26 protein-coding genes are annotated in these 26,569 nt (G+C 25.9%); 21 read left to right on the top strand and 5 right to left on the bottom strand.

The features are described from left to right. Window positions 1-166: 166 nt before the first annotated feature. Together J1C67_RS15365 and J1C67_RS15360 are read left to right on the top strand one after the other, a co-directional pair. On the top strand, window positions 167-985 hold the full coding sequence (locus J1C67_RS15365) for a ZIP family metal transporter (protein WP_167865095.1): 819 nt from the start codon (window positions 167-169) through the stop codon (window positions 983-985). Between the two features lie 126 nt (window positions 986-1,111). Then, window positions 1,112-1,306 (top strand): hypothetical protein, encoded by a 195-nt coding sequence (locus J1C67_RS15360; RefSeq protein WP_089966074.1) that lies wholly within the window; start codon window positions 1,112-1,114, stop codon window positions 1,304-1,306. Window positions 1,307-1,381: 75 nt separating this feature from the next. On the opposite strand, the gene J1C67_RS15355 is transcribed toward J1C67_RS15360, so the two are convergent. Further along, entirely contained in the window at window positions 1,382-1,819 is a 438-nt protein-coding gene (locus tag J1C67_RS15355; protein WP_089966072.1) for a GatB/YqeY domain-containing protein, read from the bottom strand. Window positions 1,820-2,230: 411 nt separating this feature from the next. Between J1C67_RS15355 and J1C67_RS15350 the strand changes: the two genes are divergently transcribed. Beyond that, on the top strand, window positions 2,231-3,133 hold the full coding sequence (locus tag J1C67_RS15350) for a cation diffusion facilitator family transporter (RefSeq protein ID WP_089966070.1): 903 nt from the start codon (window positions 2,231-2,233) through the stop codon (window positions 3,131-3,133). Window positions 3,134-3,216: 83 nt separating this feature from the next. Here the strand turns inward: J1C67_RS15350 and J1C67_RS15345 are convergent, their stop codons facing one another. Continuing rightward, a complete protein-coding gene (locus J1C67_RS15345; protein WP_167865094.1) occupies window positions 3,217-3,438 on the bottom strand; it encodes a hypothetical protein in 222 nt (73 codons plus the stop codon). A 171-nt stretch (window positions 3,439-3,609) separates the two neighbouring features. Here J1C67_RS15345 and J1C67_RS15340 point away from each other — a divergent pair, with 171 nt between their 5' ends. The 13 genes from J1C67_RS15340 to J1C67_RS15280 all read left to right on the top strand — a co-directional run bounded on the left by J1C67_RS15340 (window position 3,610) and on the right by J1C67_RS15280 (window position 18,678). Then, a complete protein-coding gene (locus tag J1C67_RS15340; RefSeq protein ID WP_167865093.1) occupies window positions 3,610-4,404 on the top strand; it encodes a RelA/SpoT domain-containing protein in 795 nt (264 codons plus the stop codon). Window positions 4,405-4,586: 182 nt separating this feature from the next. After that, window positions 4,587-6,251, top strand: coding sequence for a ribonuclease J (locus J1C67_RS15335; protein WP_167865092.1), 1,665 nt, complete (start codon window positions 4,587-4,589; stop codon window positions 6,249-6,251). A gap of 282 nt (window positions 6,252-6,533) precedes the next feature. Then, a complete protein-coding gene (locus J1C67_RS15330) occupies window positions 6,534-6,920 on the top strand; it encodes a hypothetical protein (RefSeq protein ID WP_089966062.1) in 387 nt (128 codons plus the stop codon). 175 nt (window positions 6,921-7,095) lie between these two features. Next, a complete protein-coding gene (locus J1C67_RS15325; RefSeq protein WP_423231024.1) occupies window positions 7,096-7,944 on the top strand; it encodes a TerC/Alx family metal homeostasis membrane protein in 849 nt (282 codons plus the stop codon). Window positions 7,945-8,029: 85 nt separating this feature from the next. Continuing rightward, window positions 8,030-8,734 (top strand): 3'-5' exonuclease, encoded by a 705-nt coding sequence (locus J1C67_RS15320; RefSeq protein ID WP_167865091.1) that lies wholly within the window; start codon window positions 8,030-8,032, stop codon window positions 8,732-8,734. Between the two features lie 200 nt (window positions 8,735-8,934). Continuing rightward, window positions 8,935-9,288: a DUF6508 domain-containing protein gene (locus J1C67_RS15315; protein WP_089966057.1), complete on the top strand. Its 354-nt coding sequence runs from the start codon at window positions 8,935-8,937 to the stop codon at window positions 9,286-9,288. A gap of 230 nt (window positions 9,289-9,518) precedes the next feature. After that, on the top strand, window positions 9,519-10,457 hold the full coding sequence (locus J1C67_RS15310) for a DUF6414 family protein (RefSeq protein ID WP_167865090.1): 939 nt from the start codon (window positions 9,519-9,521) through the stop codon (window positions 10,455-10,457). A 78-nt stretch (window positions 10,458-10,535) separates the two neighbouring features. Then, window positions 10,536-10,997 carry a hypothetical protein gene (locus tag J1C67_RS15305; RefSeq protein WP_167865089.1) on the top strand — a complete coding sequence of 154 codons (462 nt, stop codon included), beginning with the start codon at window positions 10,536-10,538 and terminating at the stop codon, window positions 10,995-10,997. Between the two features lie 195 nt (window positions 10,998-11,192). Next, the gene (locus J1C67_RS15300) at window positions 11,193-13,370 is read left to right on the top strand and encodes a hypothetical protein (protein WP_167865088.1); all 2,178 of its coding nucleotides are present in this window, start codon (window positions 11,193-11,195) and stop codon (window positions 13,368-13,370) included. Between the two features lie 176 nt (window positions 13,371-13,546). Next, window positions 13,547-14,461: an NUDIX hydrolase gene (locus J1C67_RS15295; protein WP_089966049.1), complete on the top strand. Its 915-nt coding sequence runs from the start codon at window positions 13,547-13,549 to the stop codon at window positions 14,459-14,461. Window positions 14,462-14,603: 142 nt separating this feature from the next. Then, complete coding sequence (locus tag J1C67_RS15290; RefSeq protein WP_167865087.1) at window positions 14,604-16,070, top strand: nicotinate phosphoribosyltransferase; 1,467 nt, start codon at window positions 14,604-14,606, stop codon at window positions 16,068-16,070. Between the two features lie 31 nt (window positions 16,071-16,101). Then, the gene (locus J1C67_RS15285; protein ID WP_167865086.1) at window positions 16,102-16,608 is read left to right on the top strand and encodes a QueT transporter family protein; all 507 of its coding nucleotides are present in this window, start codon (window positions 16,102-16,104) and stop codon (window positions 16,606-16,608) included. 147 nt (window positions 16,609-16,755) lie between these two features. Further along, complete coding sequence (locus J1C67_RS15280) at window positions 16,756-18,678, top strand: ABC-F family ATP-binding cassette domain-containing protein (protein WP_167865085.1); 1,923 nt, start codon at window positions 16,756-16,758, stop codon at window positions 18,676-18,678. Between the two features lie 37 nt (window positions 18,679-18,715). Here J1C67_RS15280 and J1C67_RS15275 read toward each other — a convergent pair whose 3' ends face one another. Next, on the bottom strand, window positions 18,716-19,792 hold the full coding sequence (locus J1C67_RS15275) for a RibD family protein (protein ID WP_167865084.1): 1,077 nt from the start codon (window positions 19,790-19,792) through the stop codon (window positions 18,716-18,718). 267 nt (window positions 19,793-20,059) lie between these two features. On the opposite strand from J1C67_RS15275, the gene J1C67_RS15270 reads away from it, so the two are divergent. From J1C67_RS15270 to J1C67_RS15255, 4 genes are all read left to right on the top strand, one after another. Further along, complete coding sequence (locus tag J1C67_RS15270) at window positions 20,060-20,671, top strand: acetate uptake transporter (protein WP_167865083.1); 612 nt, start codon at window positions 20,060-20,062, stop codon at window positions 20,669-20,671. A gap of 62 nt (window positions 20,672-20,733) precedes the next feature. Next, window positions 20,734-20,919, top strand: coding sequence for a hypothetical protein (locus J1C67_RS15265; protein ID WP_089966040.1), 186 nt, complete (start codon window positions 20,734-20,736; stop codon window positions 20,917-20,919). A gap of 203 nt (window positions 20,920-21,122) precedes the next feature. Then, window positions 21,123-22,619: a DUF2828 family protein gene (locus tag J1C67_RS15260; protein ID WP_167865082.1), complete on the top strand. Its 1,497-nt coding sequence runs from the start codon at window positions 21,123-21,125 to the stop codon at window positions 22,617-22,619. Between the two features lie 982 nt (window positions 22,620-23,601). Then, a complete protein-coding gene (locus tag J1C67_RS15255) occupies window positions 23,602-24,582 on the top strand; it encodes a tyrosine recombinase XerC (RefSeq protein WP_244980288.1) in 981 nt (326 codons plus the stop codon). A 134-nt stretch (window positions 24,583-24,716) separates the two neighbouring features. Here the strand turns inward: J1C67_RS15255 and J1C67_RS15250 are convergent, their stop codons facing one another. Both J1C67_RS15250 and J1C67_RS15245 read right to left on the bottom strand, forming a co-directional pair. Further along, window positions 24,717-25,244 (bottom strand): hypothetical protein, encoded by a 528-nt coding sequence (locus J1C67_RS15250; RefSeq protein WP_167865081.1) that lies wholly within the window; start codon window positions 25,242-25,244, stop codon window positions 24,717-24,719. 63 nt (window positions 25,245-25,307) lie between these two features. Continuing rightward, entirely contained in the window at window positions 25,308-25,697 is a 390-nt protein-coding gene (locus J1C67_RS15245) for a hypothetical protein (protein WP_167865080.1), read from the bottom strand. 209 nt (window positions 25,698-25,906) lie between these two features. Here J1C67_RS15245 and lexA point away from each other — a divergent pair, with 209 nt between their 5' ends. Continuing rightward, window positions 25,907-26,512, top strand: a complete 606-nt coding sequence (gene lexA / locus J1C67_RS15240; RefSeq protein ID WP_167865079.1) for a transcriptional repressor LexA — start codon at window positions 25,907-25,909, stop codon at window positions 26,510-26,512. Window positions 26,513-26,569 lie beyond the last annotated feature (57 nt).

Here is a 26,569-nt window from a genome sequence, read left to right as displayed (position 1 = left end):
ATAATAATTAATAAATAGTACATTTTCTAAAATAAGTAAAGTGTTTTCTATTTTAAGAAATATTGAATTATAGTTAGCAGTAATTAAGGGTTTATGTAACAATTAGAAGATTATAAGTATATTATATAATATATTTAATTAACAATATACTTAGGAGGACTAGTTAGTGGACTGGTTTATAAATTTAAATCCTGTACTTCAAGGATTACTTGCAACTATATTTACTTGGGGAATAACTGCAATGGGAGCATCAATAGTATTTTTCTTTAAAAAGGTTGATAAAAAAATTCTTAATACTATGTTAGGTTTTGCAGCAGGGGTAATGATAGCTGCTAGTTTTTGGTCACTTTTAAACCCAGCAATAGAGCTTAGTGAAGAATTAGGTCAGAGTGGTTTTATAATTCCTGGAATAGGTTTCTTTTTAGGAGGAATATTTATTATTTTTGCTGATAAGCTAATGGATAAATATTCATATGGAGTTATAATAAAGAGGAAATTACAATTAGAAACACCAAAATCTCAACAATATAAAAAAAGTATACTATTAGTTTTGGCAGTAACCCTTCATAATATTCCAGAAGGATTGGCTGTAGGAGTTGCTTTTGGAGGAGTCGCCGTTGGTATTCCAGGAACAACGTTAATTGCGGCCATTACTTTAGCACTTGGTATAGGTCTACAAAACTTTCCAGAGGGGGCAGCCGTTTCATTGCCATTAAGGAGAGAGGGACTTTCAAGAAGTAAGAGTTTCTTTTATGGACAAGCATCTGGATTAGTTGAACCAATAGCTGGAGTAATAGGCGTTATTGCAGCTATAACAATGAGAAGTATTCTTCCCCTTTTATTAGCATTTTCTGCTGGTGCAATGATAGCAGTAGTTGGATCAGAACTACTTCCCGAAGCATCAATGGAAAATAAAAATCTAACAACTATAGGGCTAATTTTAGGCTTTTTAGTTATGATGGTGTTAGATGTAGCATTAGGTTAGTAAAATATGCTCAATGGTAGTTATTAAAAAAATGCTAACTACCATTGGCTTATTTAAAAAGAGATTTTATAATATTAGCTGAAGTGGTATAATAAAAGGGAAATAATTATGATAGGAGAGAAATTTATGAACGAAAGAGATAAGTTATATAAAGAAATATTATCAAGTATGACTGGGAAAATATATGTAGAAGGTAAGTATACTTATGTACCATTTGATGAGGATGTAATAGAAATTGAAAAAAAATTCAAAAGTGACAAAGAAGTAATAGAATATATTATAGATAATAATATATTTGAAGAAATGCAAGACGAAGACTAAAATAATTAGATTAATTATTAAAACTCCCAATAGATAAATATATTATTTATCTATTGGGAGTTTATTGATATTTTACTATCCTAAAAGAGTTTTAACCATTGGGTTAATTTTTGCTCTATCAAATTTCCCATTAACCTTTGGCATAATTTCTTTCATTATTTTCCCCATATCTGATGCCGTATAATTCCCATTAGTTATAATTTCTTGAAGCATTGAATTAACATCTTCATCACTTATTTGTGCGGGAAGATAAGGTGTTAATAATTCTATTGCAAAATTTCCTTCAGCAATTTTTTCTTCATGATTTAATTGAATAGCATATTGCAATGCTTCTTTTAATTGTTTTATATGCTTCTCAATTATTTTTATTATTCCTTCATCAGAAATAGTTTCTCTTTCATTTACTTCAAAGGATTTGATATCAGCATTTACTAGTCTTAAAACACTTACTGTTGCCTTATCTCTTGCCTTCATTGCAGTTATTTCATTTTTCTTTAATAATTCTTTTAACATTTTAAAAACCTCTTTCATATTTAGTAATTATTATTAGTTACTGTGTATTAATAGAATAACATCTTAATTATACATAATAAACCTGTTACTGTTAAGTCTTTTATAGAATGAATTTAAGATACGCTTAAGAACATCTATATTTTTATAAAGACATTTAACAAAAGTTATCTATTTTATATAATTAAAAGATAGATTTAATTATTATATATACTGAAATTGCAATAAACAGCATAAAAGATATAAGAATTTGTATTATTATCATAAAATAAGAGTACTTTTATGCTTTTTGGAAAAAATACTATGTAAAAAAATAAGCGTATTAGTAGAAGTTATACAACCCTTAAGTGAGTTAATAAATCTATATAATTGTTATATTATATTAGTATAATATAAATTAGATAGAGGTGTATCATGAAAACAGAAAATAAGTTATTAAAGTTCTCAGCTGCAGGTGGATTATTTTTCGCTCTTGTTGGTATAGGATGGGGATTATTTATAGATTCAGAAATGATTATGTTTGATGGAGTATATTCTTTAATAAGTTTATTCTTATCAATAATATCAATAGTTATATGTAAGTTTATAGCTAAAAATGATAAAGTTAATTTCCCTTTTGGAAAGAAAGCATTAGAACCAATGGTTGTAGCTTTTAAATCAATTGTACTTATAATAATGTGTTTTATAACATTAAGTAATGCTATAAAAACAATACGTACTGGAGGTAATCCTGTAGATACAGGATTTGCTCTAATCTACGCTATATTATCAGTAATTGGATGTGGGTTAATTTATTCTTATATGAAATCTAAAGGACAAAAATTAAATTCAGATATAATTAAGGCTGAGAGTAGCCAATGGTTAATGGATACAGCAATTAGTGCTGGTGTATTATTAGGATTTATTATTCTCTTAATTATAAAAAACACTAAATTATATTACTTAACTATATATATAGATCCAGTAATGGTTATTATAACTTCAATTATTTTCTTGAAAGTTCCTATCTCACAGTTTATAAGAGTATTTAAGGAAATAATTTTAGTAAAGGCTAATGATGAAATTAATGATGAAATATACGTAATTGTTAAAGATATTCAAAAGGAATATAACTTTGAAGATTCTATTACTAGAGTTAGCAAAATGGGAAGCTCCTTACGAATAGAAATAGATTTTATATTTAACGGAGAATCTAAAATGGAATCATTAGAAGAAATGGATAAAGTAAGAGAAAAAATTGATAAAGAAACTAATCATATAAAATATGAAAAATGGCTAAACGTCTCATTTACTGGAAATAAGAAATGGGCAATTTAAGTTATTAGAAAAGCAGAACAAATTTGTTCTGCTTTTTTATTTTTATAATAGTTATGTACTGAAAAAAATCTAACTATAGATTACTAATCATTATTAATAATTTTCACGCCTGCCTCTTCATCTGAAATAGGAATAAGAACATCTTTAAAAAATCCACTTTCTTTCTTAGCATAAAATGATATATCGGATCCAACTTTATAACTACCTATGTATTCATTATTATATACTTTGTACTTTGTACCACTGAATGATACTCCTACATAGTAATTTTTTTTTGCTTTAGTAATAATTAATCTATATAACAACTAATATTCACCTCACATTTTTATCTACATAATTATTATCGTCAATAACTAAAAAATATTAACATATTTATAAAAAAAATATAAAGTAAGGAAAAAAGTCCTACTATACTAATAATATAGATTATAATAAAATTATATTTAGAAAAATATAATTTAAGTGAGGTATCCATAATGGAAAATATTTTTAAAATAGAAGAATTCTTAGAAAAATATTCTTATTCAAAAGATATTATAGAAATAAATAATATAAATATAAAAAATTTGAGTGATATATATGAAGATTATATTAGCTATAGACACTCTTATGAAAATCAAGCAAATTTTATAGCGAATATATTACGTAGTGAAGGAACTATTCATTCTGTTAAATCTAGAATTAAAGAGCCAGAACGCCTAATAGAAAAAATTATTAGGAAAACTCAAGATAGAAAAATCAAATATGGAAACGACTTTGAATTTACTATTAATAATTACAAAAATGAAATTAATGATTTAATTGGTATAAGAGTTATACATATATTTAAAGAGCAGTGGGAAGATATTCATGATTTTATTATAAATACATGGAAAATTATAGAGATTACTGCAAATGTGAGGGATGGGGATAATACAGAAATATTCGATGATTTAGGAATAGAAGTGAGATCAAGGGCATCAGGATATCGCTCTGTTCACTATTTGGTAGAGTTTTATCCAACAAGCCAAAAGGTTATTGCCGAAATACAAGTGCGAACAATATTTGAAGAAGGATATGGCGAAATAGATCATATATTAAGATATTCTCATAATGACATTCCAAACATACTAAAATCTAATTTGCTTCTTTTTAATAGAATAGCAGGAAGTGCAGATGAAATGGCATCTTTAATTAATAGATTTAGTAAAGAGTGGAGTGAAAAGGAGTTAGAATATAAACTGCTTTTAAAAGAAAAGGATAAAGAAATAGAAAAATTAAAAAGAATCTAATTCTCAAATAGACTCATAAGAAATAAATTTTATCAAATCTAACCGCTTCAATATCATTTATTCAAATGGTTGTATCAAAATAAATTAGTGGTTTTAAAAAACACGACATAATAAAGAATAAGATTAGACTTACTTAGATAAAATAGAAGTATGAAATTTGAAAAAGTAAGGAGTGTATAGATTTGATAGAACAAAAGAAAATAAAAGTTATACCACTTGGAGGCCTTGGGGAAATAGGTAAAAATATTACCGTATTTGAATATGATAATGAGATAATTGTTTTAGACTGTGGTCTTGCTTTTCCCGATGAGGATATGTATGGAGTAGATCTTATAATTCCAGATGTTACATATTTGCTTAAAAATATTGATAAAGTAAAAGGTATATTTTTAACTCATGGTCACGAGGACCATATAGGTGCATTGCCTTATATTTTAAAACAATTTAATGTGCCTATTTATGGAACTAATTTAACACTAGGAATAGTAGCGAATAAGCTTATTGAACATGAAATTGCAGATAAGTGTACTCTTTGCAAAGTAAATCCAGGAGATATAATTGAGCTAGAAAAAATCAAAGTAGAATTTATTCAAAGTACTCATAGCATTGCAGATTCATGCTTTATAGCTATAACTACACCTGTTGGAACAATACTACATACTGGAGATTTTAAAATTGATTATACTCCTATTGATGGAAAGGTTATAGATTTAAAACGTATTGCTGAAATTGGAAAGCAAGGTGTTTTATTATTGATGGCAGATAGTACGAATGTAGAGCGCAGAGGTCACACAATGTCTGAAAAATCCATAGGTACAACATTGACAAGAATAATTGCAAAGGCAGAAGGTCGTGTAATTGTTGCAACATTTGCATCTAATATTCATAGAATACAACAAATTATAGATTCATCTATTCTATTTGGAAGAAAGATTGTATTTAGTGGTCGTAGTATGGAAAATATGTCAAAGGTTGCAATAGAACTTGGATATTTACATATACCAGAAGGGATACAAATATCACTTGATGATCTTGATAAACATAGACCAAATGATATTACTATTATTACAACCGGAAGCCAAGGTGAACCAATGGCTGGTCTTTATAGAATTGCATTTGATAATCATAGAAAGATTAAAATAGAGACCAATGACTTATATATAATATCAGCATCACCAATACCTGGAAATGATAAAATGATATCTAAGGTTATTAATCAATTATTTAAAAATGGAGCTGATGTAATTTATGAGGATTTAGAAGATATACATGTGTCAGGGCATGCATATCAAGAAGAATTAAAACTAATTCATACTCTTGTTCATCCAAGATATTTTATGCCGGTACATGGCGAATATAGACATTTGAAACATCATAGTGATTTAGCACAAAATCTAGGATTACCTAAATCTAATATATTTATATTAGAAAATGGCGAAGTTTTATCTATTGATGAAGAAAGTGCTAATGTAACAGGCAAGGTTAAAACAGGAAGAATATTTGTAGATGGGCTAGGGGTTGGAGATGTAGGTTCTTTAGTTTTGAGGGATAGAAGATTTTTAGCACAAGATGGAATGGTAACAATTGTTGTAACAATAGAAAGGGATACATATAGTATTAGTGCAGGACCAGATATAATTACTAAAGGTTTTGTTTATGTTAAAGAAGCAGAAGAGATATTAAGTAATATTAAAAACATAGCAAGAAGTGAACTAGAAAAATGCTTAGATGATAAAATAATAGAGTGGTATATAATTAAACTTAATATAAAAAAAGCAGTTGAAAAATATATATATGAAGTAACAAAAAGAAGACCTAGTATAATTCCTATTATCATGGAAATATAGTAATAGGATATATACTAAATTATAGAAAAAATAGAGGTAACTCTTAAAATATTAGTAACCTATTGAAATTATAAATTGCACCTATGTAATATTAATTACATAGGTGTTTTTTACTATAATTAAGAAATATATAGGTGTTTAATAAAATGTAAATAGAAAAAGTAATAGAAAAAGTAATAGAAAAATATAGTATAAGTGTGGTAAAATATTGATAAAGTATAATTTATATGCTTTTAGATAAAATATTATTCTGCTAATTTAAAAGTTAAGGGGGTAATCAAAATGAGTAAAGTTATTAGCTGTTCACTTATAATTAAGGACGATTTTAATAATGTATTAATTATTCAGAGGAAGGTTAAAAAAGGACAACCTAAGGTATGGAGTCTTCTAAACAGAGAGATTAAAGGAAAAGAAACAATAGAAAAATGTCTTGAAAAAATTGCCAAAGATGATTTGAAAGGTATTGTTTTTAATTTCACGCCTTTTAAGGAATTTACTATAAATGAGAATGCTATAAATACATCGTATACAGGTATAATAAAAGAAAGCATTATATTACATAAAGATATTATAGGCAGTAAATGGATAAATAAAAGAGTATTAGATGAATATGACTTCGCAAAAGATAATAAAGAAATATTATTAGAGTTTTTTGAGAGCATAAAATAATATAATTTAATATATTAGAGGATCTAAAAGCTAATCATTTATAAACTATAGGTGGTTAGCCTAATTATATTGAAATTTAATTAGGTGTACAAATAAATAGAATTATTCATATAGGTACTTATATTCTCATATAAATATTTAGTAATATTTAATAAGGAAGTATGTTTATATGAAAATAAAAAAGGAAAAACATTTTACTAAACTAGCCTTTTGGGTTACCTTATCAATAATTTTCAATTTGTTTATTTACATAGCTAGAGGAGAGCAGGCTGCAGTAGAATATTTTGGAGGTTATATAATTGAGATGTCATTAAGTTTGGATAATTTATTTTTATTCTTAATGATATTTAGTTCATTTGGAATATCATTAATATATCAAGAAAGAGTATTAAAATATGGAATATTCGGAGCTATGATACTTAGAATGATATTCATAATACTTGGAGTAAAAATAGTTAATAAATTTCATTGGGTTATTTACATATTTGGTTTTTTATTAATATTTAGCGCTTTTAAAATGTTGTTCAAAATGGAACAAGTAAAAGATTTTAAGGAAAATATTATCATTAAAGGATTAAATAGGATAATTCCAGTAACTAGTGAATTAGTTGGAAATAAATTTTTTGTGTTTCAAAACAATGTATTGTGTGCTACCCCGTTATTTGCAATTTTATTAATTATAGAAAGTTCTGATGTAATGTTTGCTTTAGATTCAATACCAGCTATTTTCTCTATAACTACTGATCCTTTTATAGTATATACCTCCAATATATTTGCAATCTTAGGTCTTAGAAGTATGTATTATTTATTATTTAAACTTAATGATAGATTTCAATTTATGAAATATGGAATTATAGTTATTTTAATGTTTACAGGAATAAAACTAATTATTCTATATTTTAATATAGAAATATCAGCTTTAATATCAGTTTTAATAATAATTATAATACTTTTAGGTAGTATTTTATTATCTTTAATTTTTTATGATGAAGATAATAGTAAAAAGTCTAATTCAATCAAATAATAACATAATAAACTGTTTAGAAATTAAAAAAAATTTGCTATACTAGTATTAATATAAAAGAAAGTGGAAACTTAAGGTGAATTACATGGAAAACAAACAACAATATAAAAACTATTATAGATTAAATAAACTGAAAAATAACAAGTCTAATAAAAAAAAGAAAGTTTTAAAAGTTATAAAAATTAATGATAAGTTAACGTCAGAATTTACAAGTATTATATTTTTTGATCTTGAAATGAATTGTAGTTTTCATAAAGAAGAAAATCATGGTGTAGGTGAAACAATATCTATTGGAGCTGTAAAGTATAAGATTAGTACTGAAGAAACAACAGAGTTTTACTCAATTATTAGGCCAACCTTTAATAATGTTATGAGTTCTAAGATAATTGAATTAACAAATTTACTTCAGGATGAAGTAAATGAAGCGAAGAGCTTTAAAGAGGTTCTTCTTACATTAGAAGACTGGGTTAAACAAGAAAAATGTATTTTTGTTAGTTGGGGTCCAGATGACATTAGAGTTCTTCTAGGTGACAATGATAGGAACGGATATAAATTAGATATAATTAATACAATAAAAACTAATTTTATTGATTTCCAAAGTGAATATGGACTTCATAGAAAATCTAATCAGGCGATTTCTTTAAAAAATGCCTTAACTTACTATAAAGTTGAATTTGAGGGAAGTCAACATAATGCTTTAGATGATGCACATAATTTATTTAGGGTTTATAAAAAATATAAAGAAGAAATAATTTATATTAACTCTATAGATAATGAGAACTCAAAATAATTATAAAGCTAGTTATTATTTGAAAACTTAATTAGTAAATTTTCAAGATACCTAAAGTGAGATAAATTAGAAATTAAATTTTTTTATCTCACTTATAATTTTTTCTAATTAATTTAAATATAACTGTTAAAAGATTCAATATTCTGAATATTGTGATATAATATAATTATAGAGTTAATTATATAAGGAGTGTGCATAAAATGAAGAGAAGAATTTGCAAAAAAGGATATGATGAGATTTTAAGCTTCAAAAATAAAATATGTAATGACGACCGCTCAATTGAACATGACTTTATAGAGGTATTATACAAAAATGAATTTGTCTATCCATTTAAAGATTTAAACTATGAAGGCTATTTAAAATACCTTAAATGTTTTGATGATATTTCTGTAATAGAAAATGCAGATGTAGATTGTATTAAGAGGATATGTACTAGTATTATAAGAATTGATAAATTTAATCAAGGTATAATAGCAAAAGCTTTTAGAGATGGTATATTTGAAAAATTAATAATTAGAATTGAAGAAATAGCCTATACTAATTATAGAGTATAGTAAAACGCTCATTCCTGTAAACGTTAAGCAAGCTGGATTCTATTTGAACTAGCTTGCTTTTTATTTATATATATTAACTATACTTAAATTATATTTTATATATTAAATACCTTTATTCCTTTTTATATATGCCTATAATTTTTAGAAATTATTAACTAGTCATTTTTCTATCTATTTTAAAATATATTAAAATATATCTATTATATTTTGTGTTATAAGGAGGTGAATAGATGGGAGATGATTTAGAACTCTTAATTTATTTAGATGAAAATTTAATTAAGAATTTATCATCAGTATTTTTTTACGGGTACATAGACATTAGAACTTATAGAAAAATTAATGATAACTGTATTGATGGTAAACTTCTAGAAGGAAATAAAGAACAATTTTATGATGAAGATAGATATTCAAAAGATATTAGAGAAGGGTACAAAGGAAAGACTTGTAGTGAGGTAGGCACTTATCAAAATAGTATTGAAAATAATAAATCCTTTGAAACTCGTGAAGTTATAAGACAAGAAGAAGAAACAAAGCGGATTTTTACTGTTTTTGCTCTTCATAGACAATTAATAAATGCTATGTATGAAAAGAAAATATTAACAAAAATTAATGAGCTCACTATATGTAATAGAGAGATATCCCAAGGAGAGTATATTAAAATAAGAGGAGATATTACAACAGTTTCCCTTGTTTCTTACTTAGATATTTTAATTGATGTTTTAAAATGTTATGGGACAGAATATCTTGATACCTTATTAATTGATAAAAATTTAGGAAAATTAAACTATACTAAAATTTTAAATATGTTAAATCATTTATTAGAATTATTAACTAAAAATAATACTCAAGATCTTATTATAAAATGTAATAAAGAAACATTAATAGTAACTGTAAATACAAAATTTTTCTTGAATGAAAATTCATCAATTTTTGATAAAGTTAATTGTCCTTGTGAGATATTAGGAAAAATTATGAGAACTTGTTATGACGGGAAAAATTTAAGCCTCCTAAGAAAAACAGCTCAAGTTGAATATTATGAAAAATTAATTAAATCTATTAAACCATTTCTAGATCTATTACAGGATGAAGGTCTTATTTTACCTACTATGCCTGAACTAATAATTAATGATCATTATCTATTAGTAGTTCCTTTAAGTATTTATATTTAAAAATTTAGTATAGTATATGATTAATTAAATTTATTATTCACATACTATTAAGTGTAAATACATTTAAGGAGGATATAGATGAAAAAAAATATATTACTTGTGATTCTAATAGCTAGCTTAAACTTTCAGCAATATTCTACTCTTACCTTTAATTCAACTACATTAAATAATCCAATAGAAGGGAATCTAATCTATTATATAAATAAAACTAATATAGAAAGACCTCATGATAAAGAAAAAATTGAGAGTTTTTGGAATAGTGAGAATGAAAGTTTTTTAAGTTCTGAAGAAAAAGAAAAGTTAAATGTATTAAAATGCAAAGTTGAAAGAGGTGAAAATTTAACTGTAGAAGAACGACAAATACTTTCAGAATTTAGAAGTGATACTATAAGGAAAAAACTTGGAGATGCTAGATTTGAAAGATATAAAAAGCTAATTGAAAAAAGAGAGAAACAAGCAAAAGGTCAACTTGAAATAGAACTTAGCAAGGAAGAGAAAACAGAAATTTATAATTTTGAAAAAGAAATAAAAGGGAAATAAAAAAACACTTAAGAATAAATTACTATAGTTTATTCTTAAGTGTTTATTAAATTTAAATAAGTATTTGTAATTATGTTTGAATAGTCTTCATAGAATATATAGATATCAATTAGTATAGGCTTTTATCTATATAACTAATGTGATAGTTTAAAATTCAATATAAAAAGGGGGGCTGCACTTTAGCAGCGTATATTTATGAAATGTTTAGATGTTAAAGAAGAAAATTTATTCCTTATATCCCAATTGGACTATATACAAGAAAGAGCTGTAATCCTTGCTAATAAAGATAATAGCTTGATAATAGATGGTCCACCTAGCAGTGGTAAAGAAGAAACTATCATTAATATAATTTCCAACAGCTTATATCAAGGAAAGAGAGTCTTACTTATATCTAAGAACTTAAATATACTTAATAGTATCTATGGAAGATTAAATTATATAAACAATCAAATAAGCTTGCTAGTAGATTCTGATATTGATTTAGATTGTTTTTATAAAAATATATCTAGATCAATAAATCAATTATCAAAAAATACTGGTAGTACCACATTAAGTAAAATAAAAGTTTTATCAAGAGATATAGATAAAAAAATTGAAATATTAAATAGCATAAATGAATTATTCTATACAGTTAGACCCTGTGGTTTAAATTTACTAGATATGTATAAAACAACTGAAAAAATAAATAATACCCATATTTTATATAAGTATTATAAAATTTATAGAATTAAAAACCCATTTGTTAATTATAAATATGATGAAATAATTAGCTCTGTTAATAAATTGCTTAATGAAGATATTATAGATAGATATGTTAAATATAAACGGTTTAAAAAGAATAAATTATTTTCTAAATTAATTAATAATATTAGCGAAAATAGTTTGTCGGTAGCAATATCAAAAATTAGCTCGCTTTTAAACAATCCTTTAGCCTTTGAATTACCTCTATATACTTCAGAGTATAAAAATGACTTTATTTCTGCATTTTCAATTAATAATACACTTAAAGTTGACTCTATTAAACCATTGGCTCAACTTATAAATTCAAAGCATAATTCTTCTATGCTTAATAAAGATACTATAATAAATAAATGGAGTCCTATTTATTGGATAAGGCATAGATCTATAATTAAGATTCAACAAGATAAAGAAGTTATATTTAATAATCTTGAAAAAAAAATTTATTTAGAATTTTTAGAAAATCTAGAAAATATCAACTTTTATATCAAAGCTTTTGATTTTATGAAAGATATTATAAATAAGGATGAGTACAATAATTTCATAAAAACTTTATTAAAAAATGAAGATATTATTGATTATCTAACAAACTTAAAAAATATATTAAATATATATCAAAGCTTTAAAAAATCAACTGAAGAAATAAATCATTTCGATAATATAGAAAGTGAAGTTCTAACTTACTGCTATAATAATACTGAAAAAAAAGAAGATATAAAAACTTTATTAAGGTGTATCCCTAGTTTATATGTAAACTATAATATAGAAAAAATAGAAGCTACTGAAACAGATATTCTTTATTATTATAAAAATTTCGAGATTATATTAAAAGAAATTCAACTTTCTATTAATACTAAGATTTCATTTATTCCTTTAGGAATAAAATATATTTGGGATAATAAAGTTTCAGAATTATTAAGAATAAAAGATATAACTAATCCTAATATAGCTGATTATTTAAATAATCCTGAATCTAAATTAGAAATTTATGATTTTTTAACATTATTTAAATTTATTATATTTGATATATACCCTTGTGTTATATTGAATTTTAATAATGTTCATAATGTATTACCTAATATAAAAGGATTATTTGATGTTGTTATCTTCTATGATGGAAGTAATATTTATGAAGATGATATAGAAGATGATATATATAAGGAAAATACACATATAATTACAGGAGAATCTGTTGAAAACCCTAAAAAGTGCTTATTAAATACTACCTCCTCAAAATACACGACTACAAAATTGAAATCTAAATGCTCTAATTTAGATGAATTATTTGAAGATGATTTTAAATTCAAAAGTTATTTGCAAAAAGAACTTTATGATACATTTATAGGATTAGGCTATAAAATTAGAATAAACGTTAATATTTCAGGATATAATCTTAATTTAGTATTTTATAATAATAACTATAAAATACCGATTTTAATATTAGAGTGTGATGACATTATATATAATAGTAATTATAATGCTAGAGAAGTTGACATATATAGACGTAACTATTTAGAAAGTATCGGTTGTAATATAGTTAGAGTTTGGAGTAGGGATTGGTGGTTAAATAAAAAAAGTGAAATTAGAAGGATTAAAGAAATTGCAGAAGAATTTTTATTGGAATTTAAAATTTAATAAGGCCTTTCAAAAAAATAATAAGTCAGAATGCGACGTAGCCTATTAAACTAGACGAGCATATCAACTTGTTATTTTTTTGAATATTCCTAAGTTATTATTGACATTTTAAGGCGTTAGTAATATATTATAAACATACATATTATCAAACAGATAATAAGCAAGGTGGGTTATTTATGAAGGATATTAAAGGTCTAACTGAAGAAGAATATTTAGAAAAATATAATTCATCTAAATATGAAAAACCTTCCTTAACTGTAGATATACTATTATTCACATTAGATGAAATTAGAAACGAAGATATTAAGAGGTTACCTGAAAAAGAACTTAAGATTCTTCTTATTAAAAGAAATGAGCATCCATTCATAGGAACTTGGGGAATATCTGGTGGCTTTGTTGATATTAATGAAAGTGTAGATAATGCAGCCTATAGAGAACTTACCAAAGACGCGAATATAGAAGATGTTTATATGGAACAGCTATATACCTGGGGAGAGGTTAATCGCGATCCAAGAATGAGAGTAGTATCTGCTTCATATATTGCATTAGTTAATAAACAAGGATTAAAAGAAAAGGCAGGGGATGAGGTAAATGATTTAGCTTGGTTCTCCATTAGTAAAGAGTTGATAAGTGATTATACAACTCAAAATGGTCAACTTATTAAAAACTACATTATATCTTTAATAAGTAATGAAAAAGATATAAAAATTATATATAAGATCAAAGAAACTAATATTTTTATAGGATTCAATACAAAAGTTGATTATAAGTTCGAAGTTGAAAAAAGTTCGAATTCTACATTAGCTTTTGATCATGTAGAAATACTAAGCTATGCATTAGAAAGAATGAGTAATAAAGTACAATATACAACAATTGCATTTAGCCTACTATCTAAAAATTTCACTTTAACAGAACTTCAACAAGTATATGAACTATTGCTTGGTCGCAAGCTTACTAAACCTAACTTTAGAAGGTGGATATCTAAAATAGTTGAAGAAACATCATATACTAAAAGAGAAGGTAGTTATAGACCTTCAAAGCTATATACATTAAATAAAAAACTAATATTAAAAGAATTTATAAATATATAGGATGATTTTTAAAATGTTAGACTTATATAAGCTTAAATTAAATGGTATCAAGGTTGTAAAATCAATTAAGATATAATAATTTATAAATGTTTTATTGAACATCCCTTAGATTCAAATAGTACAATAAATACGGAGGATGACTATGAGTAAAATAAATTTGAAAAATAAAAGAAATATGTCTATGCTAATGGATTTCTATGAATTAACTATGAGTAATGGATATTTTAAAAATGGCTTAAAGGATAAAGTAGTTTATTTTGATGTTTTCTTTAGAAAAGTTCCTGAAAATGGTGGATTTGCCCTTATGGCAGGTCTTGAACAAGTAATAGAATATATAGAAGGTTTAAAATTTGATGAAGATGATATAGATTACTTAAGATCTAAAAATTGTTTAGATGAAGAATTTTTGCAATATCTATCTAGCTTTAAGTTTACAGGAGATATATATGCGTTTGAAGAAGGAACACCTATATTTCCAAATGAGCCTATTTTAACAGTTAAAGCTCCTGTAATAGAAGCACAGCTTATAGAAACTATGATTTTATTAACTTTAAACCACCAATCATTGATAACTACAAAGTCTAATAGGATAGTTAGAGCTGCAAATGGAAGAGGAGTTATGGAATTTGGTGCAAGAAGATCTCAAGGATATGATGGTGCAATATATGGTGCTAGAGCTGCTTATATTGGTGGCGTAATAGCTACTGCTACAACTTTAGCTGGACAGGTGTTTGGAATACCTGTATCAGGGACAATGGCGCATAGCTGGGTACAATTGTTTGAAGACGAATATACTGCATTTAAAACTTACGCTGAAAATTATCCGGACTCAAGTACATTTTTAGTAGATACTTACTCTGTTTTACAATCGGGTGTTCCAAATGCTATAAAAGTATCTAAAGAAGTATTAGAGCCTATGGGTTGTAGATTAAAAGGTATAAGACTAGATAGCGGTGATATGGCATATCTTTCAATAAAAGCAAGAAAAATGTTAGATGAAGCTGGGTTAACTGATTGTAAAATAGTTGCATCTAACTCGCTTGATGAATATACAATTACATCTTTATTTAATCAAGGTGCAAAAATAGATCTTTTTGGAGTAGGAGAAAGACTTGTAACTTCAAAAGCTGAGCCTGTATTTGGAGGGGTTTATAAACTAGTTGCTGTAGAAAATGAAAATATGGAGCCCGAAGCTAGAATTAAGATTTCAGAAAATGCTGAGAAAGTAAGTAATCCTGGGCATAAGAAAGTATATAGATTTTTTGATAAAGATAGTAACAAAGCAATTTGTGACGTTATCACATTAGCTCATGAGGTTATAGATATTAATAAACCATATACTATCTTCGATCCAGTTCATATTTGGAAGAAGAAAAAACTTAAAAATTTTTATGTTAAAGAATTACAGGTTCCTATATTTAAAAATGGAGAGGTTGTATATACATCTCCTTGTTTAAATGATATAAGATCATATTGCTTAATCCAAGTTAATACTTTATGGGAAGAGGTAACAAGGTTTGAAAATCCACATACTTTCTATGTAGATTTATCTAAAGAACTTTGGACTTTAAAAGATAATATGATTAAAAAATATAGCAATGAAGAATAGAATTTAAATCAAATATTTAGAGGTGATTAATATGAAAAAAAACATTTCAAACAAATTAGTAAAAACAGCAGTAGTTGCAGCACTTTATACAGTTTTAACTGTAATGCTCGCTCCAATTTCCTATGGAATAATTCAATTTAGAGTATCAGAAGTTATGGTATTACTAGCTTTCTTTAATCCACTTTATATTGGTGGATTAACACTTGGTTGCTTAATTTCAAACATATTTGGTGGTAATGGTCCGTTAGATATTATACTTGGAACTTTTGCAACTTTTATAAGTGTTGTATCTATAAGCTTAACGTCCAAAATATTGAAAACTAATAAATTCAGCCTTGCAATTGCTTCTATATGGCCAGTAGTATTTAACGGAGTAATTATAGGTTGGATGTTAAATATAGTGTCAGGAGCTCCTTTATTGTTAACAATGGTAGAGGTTGGACTAAGTGAATTTATAATTATTTCAATTATAGGAGTTCCATTAGCTTTATTATTAAAGAATAAATATGGGACTAAACTTAATTTAGCTAAAAGTTAATAATTTTGTGCATAAAGGAGAGGTTTAATTACTTCTCCTTTTAAGTTTAATTAATAAATAAGTAAAACAGTGTTTTAAATTGTCTATGATAGTGATAGAATAACAATTGAACATTAGTTATAATTTAATTACATAAGGGAGAAAAGTATGAATTTAATTACATTAGAGAACATAAGTAAAAGTTATAGTGAGAAAGTATTATTAGACAATGTATCTCTTGGTATAGAAACTGGAGAGAAAATTGGATTAATTGGAATAAATGGTGCAGGAAAATCTACTTTATTGAAAATTGTAACTGGCCGAGATGAATTTTTTAACGGCTCAGTTATAAAAGGAAAAAATATAAGGGTAGAGTACTTATCCCAAAATCCTGATTTTAATAAGGATTTTACAGTACTAGAACAAATATTTAGAGGGGATACTCCGGAAATGAAATTACTAAGGGAGTATGAAACTTTACTTGAGGATATAAATGATGCTAATTATGATGAAGAGAAAAATAACAGGTTAATATCGCTTCAAGGAAAAATCGATGATATGAACATTTGGGATTTAGAAAGTGATGCCAAATCCATACTTAACAAACTTGGAATAACGGATTACACTGTTAAAATGGGAGTATTATCCGGTGGTCAAAAAAAGAGAGTATTCTTAGCTTCGTCATTAATAACCCCTTGTGAATTATTAGTTCTAGACGAGCCTACTAATCACTTAGATGCAAACTCGATAGAGTGGTTAGAAGAATATATTAACGCTAGAAAAGGCGCATTATTAATGATTACACATGATAGATATTTTCTAGATAGAGTCGCTAATAGAATTATTGAACTTGATAGGGGAAAGCTATTTTCTTATGAAGGTAATTATAGTGACTTTCTAGAAAAAAAGGCAGAAAGATTAGCACTTGAATCAGTTACGGAAGATAAAAGGCAAAAACTCCTTATTAAAGAATTAGCATGGGTTAGAAAAGGTGCTAAAGCAAGAACTACAAAACAAAAGGCCAGAATTCAAAGATATGATGATTTAGTTAATGAAGAACATATAGAAGTTAAAGGTGCTATCGAAATGCCTTTCGTTGGTAGAAGACTTGGTAAAAAAGTAGTAGAGTTATATAATATATCAAAATCATTTAGTGATAGGAATCTTATTTCTGACTTTAACTATATATTCTTAAGAGATGATAGAGTTGGTATAGTTGGAGATAATGGTATGGGGAAAACTACACTAATAAACATTATAACCGGAGTTCTAAAACAAGACTCAGGAACATTAGAAATTGGAGAAACAGTTAAAATAGGAGTGTTTACTCAAGATGATAAAGAAATGGATGGTTCTTTAAGAGCTATTGATTATGTAAAAGAAGGTGGAGAGACTATCCCTACTGAAGATGGCACTAAAATAACAGCATCTCAGCTTGCTGAGAGGTTTATGTTTGATGGTACCATGCAATATACTCCGGTATCTAAGTTATCAGGTGGAGAAAGACGAAGACTTCACTTATTAAGAATTTTAATGGAAGCTCCAAATGTCTTAATACTAGATGAACCTACAAATGATTTAGATATTGAAACACTAAAAACTCTTGAGGATTTTCTAGATGATTTTATGGGTGTTGTAATAGTTGTCTCTCATGATAGATACTTTTTAGATAGAATCTGTAATAAAATATTTTCTTATGAAGGCAATGGCCAAATAAAAAATTACCCTGGTAATTATAGTAATTTTTTAATTTCAAAAGAAATAGAGAATTTTAAAGAAAAAGAAGAATCTGTACCATCTAAAATAAAAGATGAAACTAAACAATCAGAACAAAAGAAGCGCGAAGATAAACCTAAATTTACTTTTAAAGAGCAAAAAGAGTACGAAGCTATTGATGATAATATTATAAAAACAGAATCTGAAATAGAGTCAATTACTAAAAAAATTAATGAAAATTCTTCTAACTATGGATTGCTAAATGAATTAGTTAAGTCAAAAAGAGAATTAGAGGAGTTACTTGAGAAGTTGTATGAAAGATGGGAATACTTAAATGAAATACTACTAAAAATAGAAGGGTATAAGACTTCTTAATTTTTACTAAAAGAAGCCCTAATTTATGGGGCTTCTTTTATATATACCCTTCAATTAATATATCACTTCCGAACTGTTTTATACTTATATCATTTAATGGTATTCCGCTTTTCATAAAATCAATCCCATTGCCTGTTACTGGAGAAAGGGAATCTTTACCACCTATAATCTTTGCTCCTATAAATACAGATACTTTATCAACAATTCCAGCTTCAACTGCTGAGAATATTAAATTTCCTCCTCCTTCTATTAAAACGCTATCAATATTTAACTCTGATAGCTTAACCATTAAATTTACTAAATCAATTTTTCCATTGATTTCCTCACATATAATAAATCTAACTCCCCGTGTTTGTAATATTTTAGCTTTAACTTTATCATAATTATGAGTAACAGCTATAAATGTTGGTGTATTATAAGCATCATTAAGAACGTTGCAATCCATTTGTATTCGTAATTTACTATCTACTATAATTCTATATGAATTACGACCACCTGGATGTTTGCAAACCAAAGTTGGATCATCTCTTAATATAGTATTAATTCCAACCATTACAGCTGTATATTTATTCCTTAGTTCGTGAGAATATGCATAACATTTATTAGTAGTAATATCTAAATTATTACCAATATAAGAGGCTGCTTTACCATCCAGTGTCATGCACCATTTCACATGAACAAAGGGTCTATTATTAATAAATTGGTTATTATAAATTTCATTTAAATTATTACATTCATTTTCTAAGATACCAACCTTTACTTGCAATCCTAATCCGCATATCTTTGCTACTTTTGAACTCATTAATACTACTTCTGGATTTAGAGTTCCAGAAACAATACGTGAAAAGTTTTTCGTTGCAATATATTTAATGGTGTCTTCTTTAAAATCGGGATAAGTAATATATATAGTTGACTTGTTTAACTGCATATCGATTATATTATTATTTAATATGACCTTTTCTATTAAATTTATTTTATCTGTATTTTCATAAAAATCTTTACCTATTAATTTATTATCCTTAACTATTACAACCCCTATTAAGGGATTAGCCTGTACACGTCCAATTCCATTTTTAGCACATTCAATAGCTATGTTCATATAAAATTCATCCATAGTAAGCCTCCATTTATTTAAGAAATTTTAAATAATATAACAATACATCTTATCAAGTTATATTATACCCTATTATGTAATATAACGCTAAATATTCAATGGTAAATTATATAAAGATATACTTTTAATAAAATAAATATCATATTTATTTTATTAATAATATATTTTTATAGGTTAACTTCTAATATATAATAATATTGACAACAACTTAAAAATCTGTTATCTTTGTTAAGGTTAAATATAATTACTTTTACTAAGGAGGAAATCATGGAAGAAACAAAAAAAATTAAGATAGTTACAGCCGATCCCTCGGCATTAGGATTATTTGGACTAGCTATAATTACATTAGTCGCATCGTCACAAAAATTAGGATTAACTAGCGGGGTATCTTTAGTTTTGCCTTGGGCAATATTTTTAGGTGCTTCAGCTCAATTATTAGCTTGTATTAATGATTTTAAACATGATAATACATTTGGATCAACTGCTTTTGGAGCATATGCATTCTTCTGGTATGCTATGGGGTTCACTTGGTTAATACAAAATGGAGTATTTGGAGAAAAGCTTGCAGCCGGTGCAGATACTAAGCAATTAGGTTTTGCTTTTCTTGGATATTTAATATTCACTATATTTATGACTATAGGAGCAATGGAAACACATAAAGTATTATTTATAATATTTGTATTTATTGATTTTTTATTCTTAGGATTAACTTTAAATGCTTTTGAAATTATTCCACACTTTGCACATAGTTTAGCTGCTTGGTCAGAATTATCAATTGCTATAATGTCATTTTACGGATCAGGGGCTGCTGTTCTAAACAAACATTTTGGCAGAATATTTTTACCTGTAGGAAAGCCTTTTGGAATATTTAAAAAGTAATTTTAAGAGCCTTATTTAGGCTCTTTTTTAGTATAATATATAAGTAAAAAGGAGTGTCTTTTATGGAATTATGGATTACGGTAAAGGGTAAAAAAGAGCCTATTATATATACAGGTGATAGGATAGATATTTTGGATTTTGAAATGGAAGGAATAAAATATAAACAAATAAGATATTTTAGAAAAGGAATTTCTAAATCAGAGTTAATAAACAATGCGTTAATAATTAAATTTCAAGAAAAGATATAAGTGTCAATTTGGCACTTTTTTTTGTTCTATAAATTAATTTGATTTCATATAATATATTATTAAGTAAAGATACAGACAGCAAATAATCACTTATTGTGATCTAAACTGTATCTTGATAAAGACACTTACAGCAATTATTCACACAATGTAATTTGTTTTAAATAATAATGTGTCTTGTAATAATTTTTAGGAGGAGTATTAGTATGGCTATAAAATTTTTGACTAAATTAAGAAAAGAACTCTACAACGTATCGGAAGTGGAAGATTTTGAATATGTAATTAAGGATCTAAAAAATGATAATAAGGCTATACTAAAATTTTTAACAACTTCAAAAGATTTACGCAATAAAAGTGAAGCTGAAATTATAGAGTGCTTTATTTCTGCTTTTGAATGTAATGGATTACTAGCAATTAAAGCTCTTTTCTATATTCGTGATAAAGTTTGCGGACTAGGTGAACGAAGGGTTTTTAAAGTAATAATAAATTATCTAGCCCTTAATGAAAGTGAAGTATTAGTAAAAAATTTACAGTTAATTTATAAATATGGTCGATGGGATGATTATTATGTTTTGTTTTATACGCCTTTAGAAGAAGAAGTAATTAGATTATTCAGAAATCAACTTTCTATTGATTTAAATTCAAAAACTCCATCAATGCTAGGTAAATGGTTAAAATCTGAAAATACCTCATCTAAGAATTCAAGGAAGCTAGCAGTTAGAACTCGTAGACTTTTAGGGTATACATCTCAAGAGTATAGATTGATCTTATCATCATTAAGAAAAAAAATAGATATAATAGAGAAAAAAATTAGTGCAGGAAATTTTAATTCTATAGATTATTCTAAATTTTCATTAGATACGTGTTTAAGATATAAAAACTCATTTATTCGCAATGATAGGGAACGTTATATGAAACATATTAAAATATATAATAAAAATGATAAATTAAAATTGAATACTGATATAATAAAGAATCTAACCCAAACTCCTTTTAATATAATAGAATTAATTATGAACAATAAGGGGAGTATAACTCATGAAACTAAATCTATTTATGAAAATATATGGAATATTGTTTGTGATAATTATAAAGAAATATTACAGGATACCTATGTTATTATTGCTATATCTGATAAAGCGATAAAAGCATGTGCTGAAGCGTATAAAGTATGTATATCAACAGTTCTTTTTTTAAATAATTTTAATTCTAGTAGTTTTAAAGATTATTATATGTACTTTAAAAAAGATCCTTATTTTGCTAAAGTGCAGAGTTGTAGCATAGTCGAACAAGTTAATAACATGAAAAATTTTAAGTTATCAACTCCAAATAATATTGAATCAGCCTTAGACTTGTTGCTATTTACTTCAATCAAAAAAGATTTATCAAACAATAAAATCCCTAAAAACATATTAATTATATCTGATTTAGATTTAGAGCATAAATATAAAGAAAGTAATGATATTCAGTTGATAAAAAATAAATGGAAAACATCCGGTTACATAATGCCAAAATTGAAGTTTTGGCAAATAGAGGAGGGAAGTTTAAACAAGAGCATTAGCAAAGATATTTATTCTAATATTTTTGCTAGAGGTTATTCAAAAGAAATATTCACGTCTTTACTTAAAGAAGAAGTTATTAATTCTGATGAGTTGATTTTAAAATCTTTAGAAAATAATAGATATAATGATATTAGCTATTGATAGATCATTTATAAAATATGCAATTATAACACCTATTAGTTTAGGTGTATTTTTTTTGATAATTAATAATAGATACGTTTTTTTAAAAAATACTTTACGGGAAATAAAGTGTTATAAAAAGTTTCAATTTTTAATATTATTGATTTAGCAATAAATAACATATTGTGGATATAATTGTGCACATAAACATACAAAATTAATGTATAGCAAAATAATATATAAAATTTTAGGTACACATAGCATACGACACATAATCGATTTTAACGACAAAATTATTTTTAAAATATTTCATAGCAAGTAAATCTATTATTATTAAAAACTTCAATTCATTTTTTTCTATAAATCGATTGTGCATTTATCATTGATAATATCTATTTTACTAAGATTAGACTAAAAGAGTGCGTATATTAGTAAAATAAGTTATTAAAACTAGTTTTATAATATGAAATTTTTATATTATAAAAAATTACTATAACTTTCACTTCAAAAACATTGCGCTAAATGTATATTTAGCGCAATTCGTGTACTTGAAAGAAAAAAACAGCTGTGTTATAATAGATTCAAGGCTTTGAAGCCTATTGGGGGTTTGAAAAAAGTGCAATTAACAACGAAATCTTATAAATATAAAAATTATGAGTACACTAAAGAAATTAAAGACTTAATTAATATAGATTTAAATTCTACTGACAAAAAGAAACTTCATAATATATATTCTAATTACTATAATTTGAATTCAGAACGAATATATGAGTTTATAATCGAGGATTTATATATATTAGTAGAAAAGCATAAATTGCCAACTAGTCAACTATCAAAAATTTATAATGTTGGCATTCGATATATTCAAATTTGGCTTAAAGAATTAGGTTTAAATAGAACTCTAAAAAAAGCTAGCAAAATATCTAGCAAAAATAAAATTAGCCCGGTTTTAAATAAACTGACAGATAATAATTACAAGTTAGAAATTAAAGATAAATTCGGAATTTCAGAAGCTAAAATAATTAATTTACCTCAATGTGTTATAGATTTCTTGAATTATTTAGAAACTATTAAAGGTAAGTCAAATAACACTATCGAAGCTTATAAAGTTGATTTAACTATGTTTTTTAGATTTTTAAAAGTTTATAAAGGTCTAGTATTCGATAAAAATTTAGAATTTGAAGAAATACAAATAAACGATATCGACAATAGCTTCATAAGAAAAATAAAACTTACGGATTTATATGCTTTTTTATCCTTTACCGAAAAACAAAGAGGTAATGGTACTCACGCAAGGGCTCGTAAAGTAGCAACCTTGAAATCATTCTTTAAATTCTTACAAGGTAAATCTAAAATTATTGATGATAACCCAACTTTAGAGTTAGAATCTCCTAAAATAAACAAAAGGCAACCTGTTTACTTAACCTTAGATGAAAGTGTAAATTTATTACATTCAATGAATAAAGAAAATAAAAATTTTGAACGTGACTATTGTATAATTACTCTATTTTTGAATTGCGGTATGCGATTATCGGAGTTATGCAGTATTAAAATAGATAAAATAAAAGGTGATATTCTAACTATTATAGGTAAAGGAAATAAGGAACGGACTGTTTATTTAAATGCAGCTTGCATTAGATCTATTTATGCTTACTTAGCTGTTAGAGAGGATTTTAAAGCTACTGATGATGAAAAAAAATACTTACTCCTCTCCTCTCGTCAAAAACCTATCAATAAAAGAACTGTTGAGGTCCTAGTCAAAAAACATGTTCGCAGTTCAGGGATGAGTAATGATAAATATACACCTCACAAGCTTAGACATACAGCTGCAACTTTAATGTACAAGCATGGCAATGTGGATATACGTAGTCTTCAAAGCATCCTAGGCCATGAAAATATCGCAACTACCCAGATATATACACATGTAGATAATGATACGTTACGTGATGCTGTAAATTCTAATCCTCTTGCTAATATTAAATAATCTATTTGTTTTTTTTAGATATATTATTAAAATGCCATTTTCAAAGATTCAGAACGGATGTTCTAAATCTTTGAAAATGGCATTTTTCTCTTTTATAATTAAAAATATTTTAAATTAGTTTTACATAATGTTTATTATGTGTTGTATAATTCTGAACCGAGTATCTCATATAAAGAGTTTATAATTTTAATATCATCTCCATCATAAATTATAAGAAGTTCACCTTTCTTATAATAATGAGGTGTTTTATTCCAAGATGATTTTGTCCCGTTAATAACTAACCCCTTCTCTGTTATAGCTGAGGTATCTTTTTCTAAAGTACTAAGTTCTTCATAATCATATGCAGAAACCTTATCTTCCCCAATTTCTACTTCAAACTTCGGAGCGTCAAAAAAATCTTTATCTTTGGCTATGATCTCTACTCTATAATTTTTTGACTCCATATCTAACTTGAAATTTTCTAGATTATAATCACTTACTTTTTTATTATCACTATAGTTTTTAACTGTTTTTCCAGTAGTTTCATCACCAGTTATCATCTCTTTTCCTTTTTCCACTACATTTTTAGTATTATCTATTGATTTTTCATTTGTAGAACAAGATACAAATACAGTTATTATAGTAGCTAATGTCAGTAATGATATAACAACTCTTTTTTTCATAAAAATATCCTCCTTTTATTTACCTTATAAATATAGTGTAAACAAAGGAGGGAAAAGTATTCATTATTTATTTTTAAATCTTCTAACACCTGGAAAAACTTCTTCTGTCATTTCCTCTAAATTTAATTCATCAAATAATTCCATATCATCTAGATACTCTATATTTTCAAAGGCATCTACGTATTCTGTTTCAGCATCATCCTCAACTAGAAACTCTTCCGCTGTAATAGTTTTTTCTTCCAATTCCTTATCAGCTTCTAATCTTAATTTTTCTAGTTCTGTTTTAAATTTTGCTTCTAAAATTTCATTTTCTTCTACAGTTTTAGATATTTCTTCAATTTTTATTGCTCTTACATCTATACCTTCTTGTTGTAAACAATCTCCACAATTATCACATATTTTACCTTCATACACATCACAATAATCATCTTCTGTATATATTTTTTTATTCATATATAAACACCACCTATTAGTTATAAACTTATTTTATAAAATTTAAGCAAACTTAATTATAGCTAACTTTATACATTTAAGCAATGAAAAATGATGTTTTTTTTATTTAATGTATATACTATAATAAAATTGACCAATATTAAAACAAGAACATAAGTTTGATTACCTAATATATATATGTTATAATCTGATAATAGCGAGGTGTTAAAATGAATATTTTAAAGGATAAACAATTAGAAATTTTTGAATTTTTAAAAATACACACTGCCAATAAAGGGTATCCGCCATCGGTTAGAGAAATATGCGATGCAGTGAATTTAAAATCAACCTCTACTGTTCATGGTCATTTAAAAAGATTAGAAAAAAAGGGATTGCTAAAAAGAGATCCTACTAAACCTAGAGCTTTAGAAATTATAGATCCAAATTGCCCTAAAAAAGAAATGCTTTATATACCCATTATAGGTAGAGTTACTGCCGGAATACCTATTTTAGCTACAGAAAATATAGAAGATTTATTTCCTATTCCTATTGATTATATTAAACATAATCAGGAACTATTTATGCTAAAGGTTGTTGGTGACAGTATGATTAATGCAGGTATAAACGACGGTGATTTAGCTATTATAGAACAAAATCAAACAGCTGTTAATGGAGATATTGTTGTTGCTTTAATAGATAATCACGCAACTATAAAAACCTTTTATAAAGAAAGTGATCATATTAGATTACAACCCGAAAATGATGCTTTATCCCCTATTATAGTTAAAGACTGTAGTATATTAGGAAAGTTGGTCGGATTATTTAGAACATATTAGATAAAAAAGAGGCATACATTATTGTGTGACTCTTTTTTATTTAATATGTATAAGGAA

It is taken from the genome of Clostridium gasigenes (assembly GCF_017348895.1).
Lineage (GTDB): Bacteria > Bacillota > Clostridia > Clostridiales > Clostridiaceae > Clostridium > Clostridium gasigenes.
The sequence above is the reverse complement of the archived record's forward strand: the minus strand, read 5'-3'. Positions and strand labels throughout refer to the sequence as shown.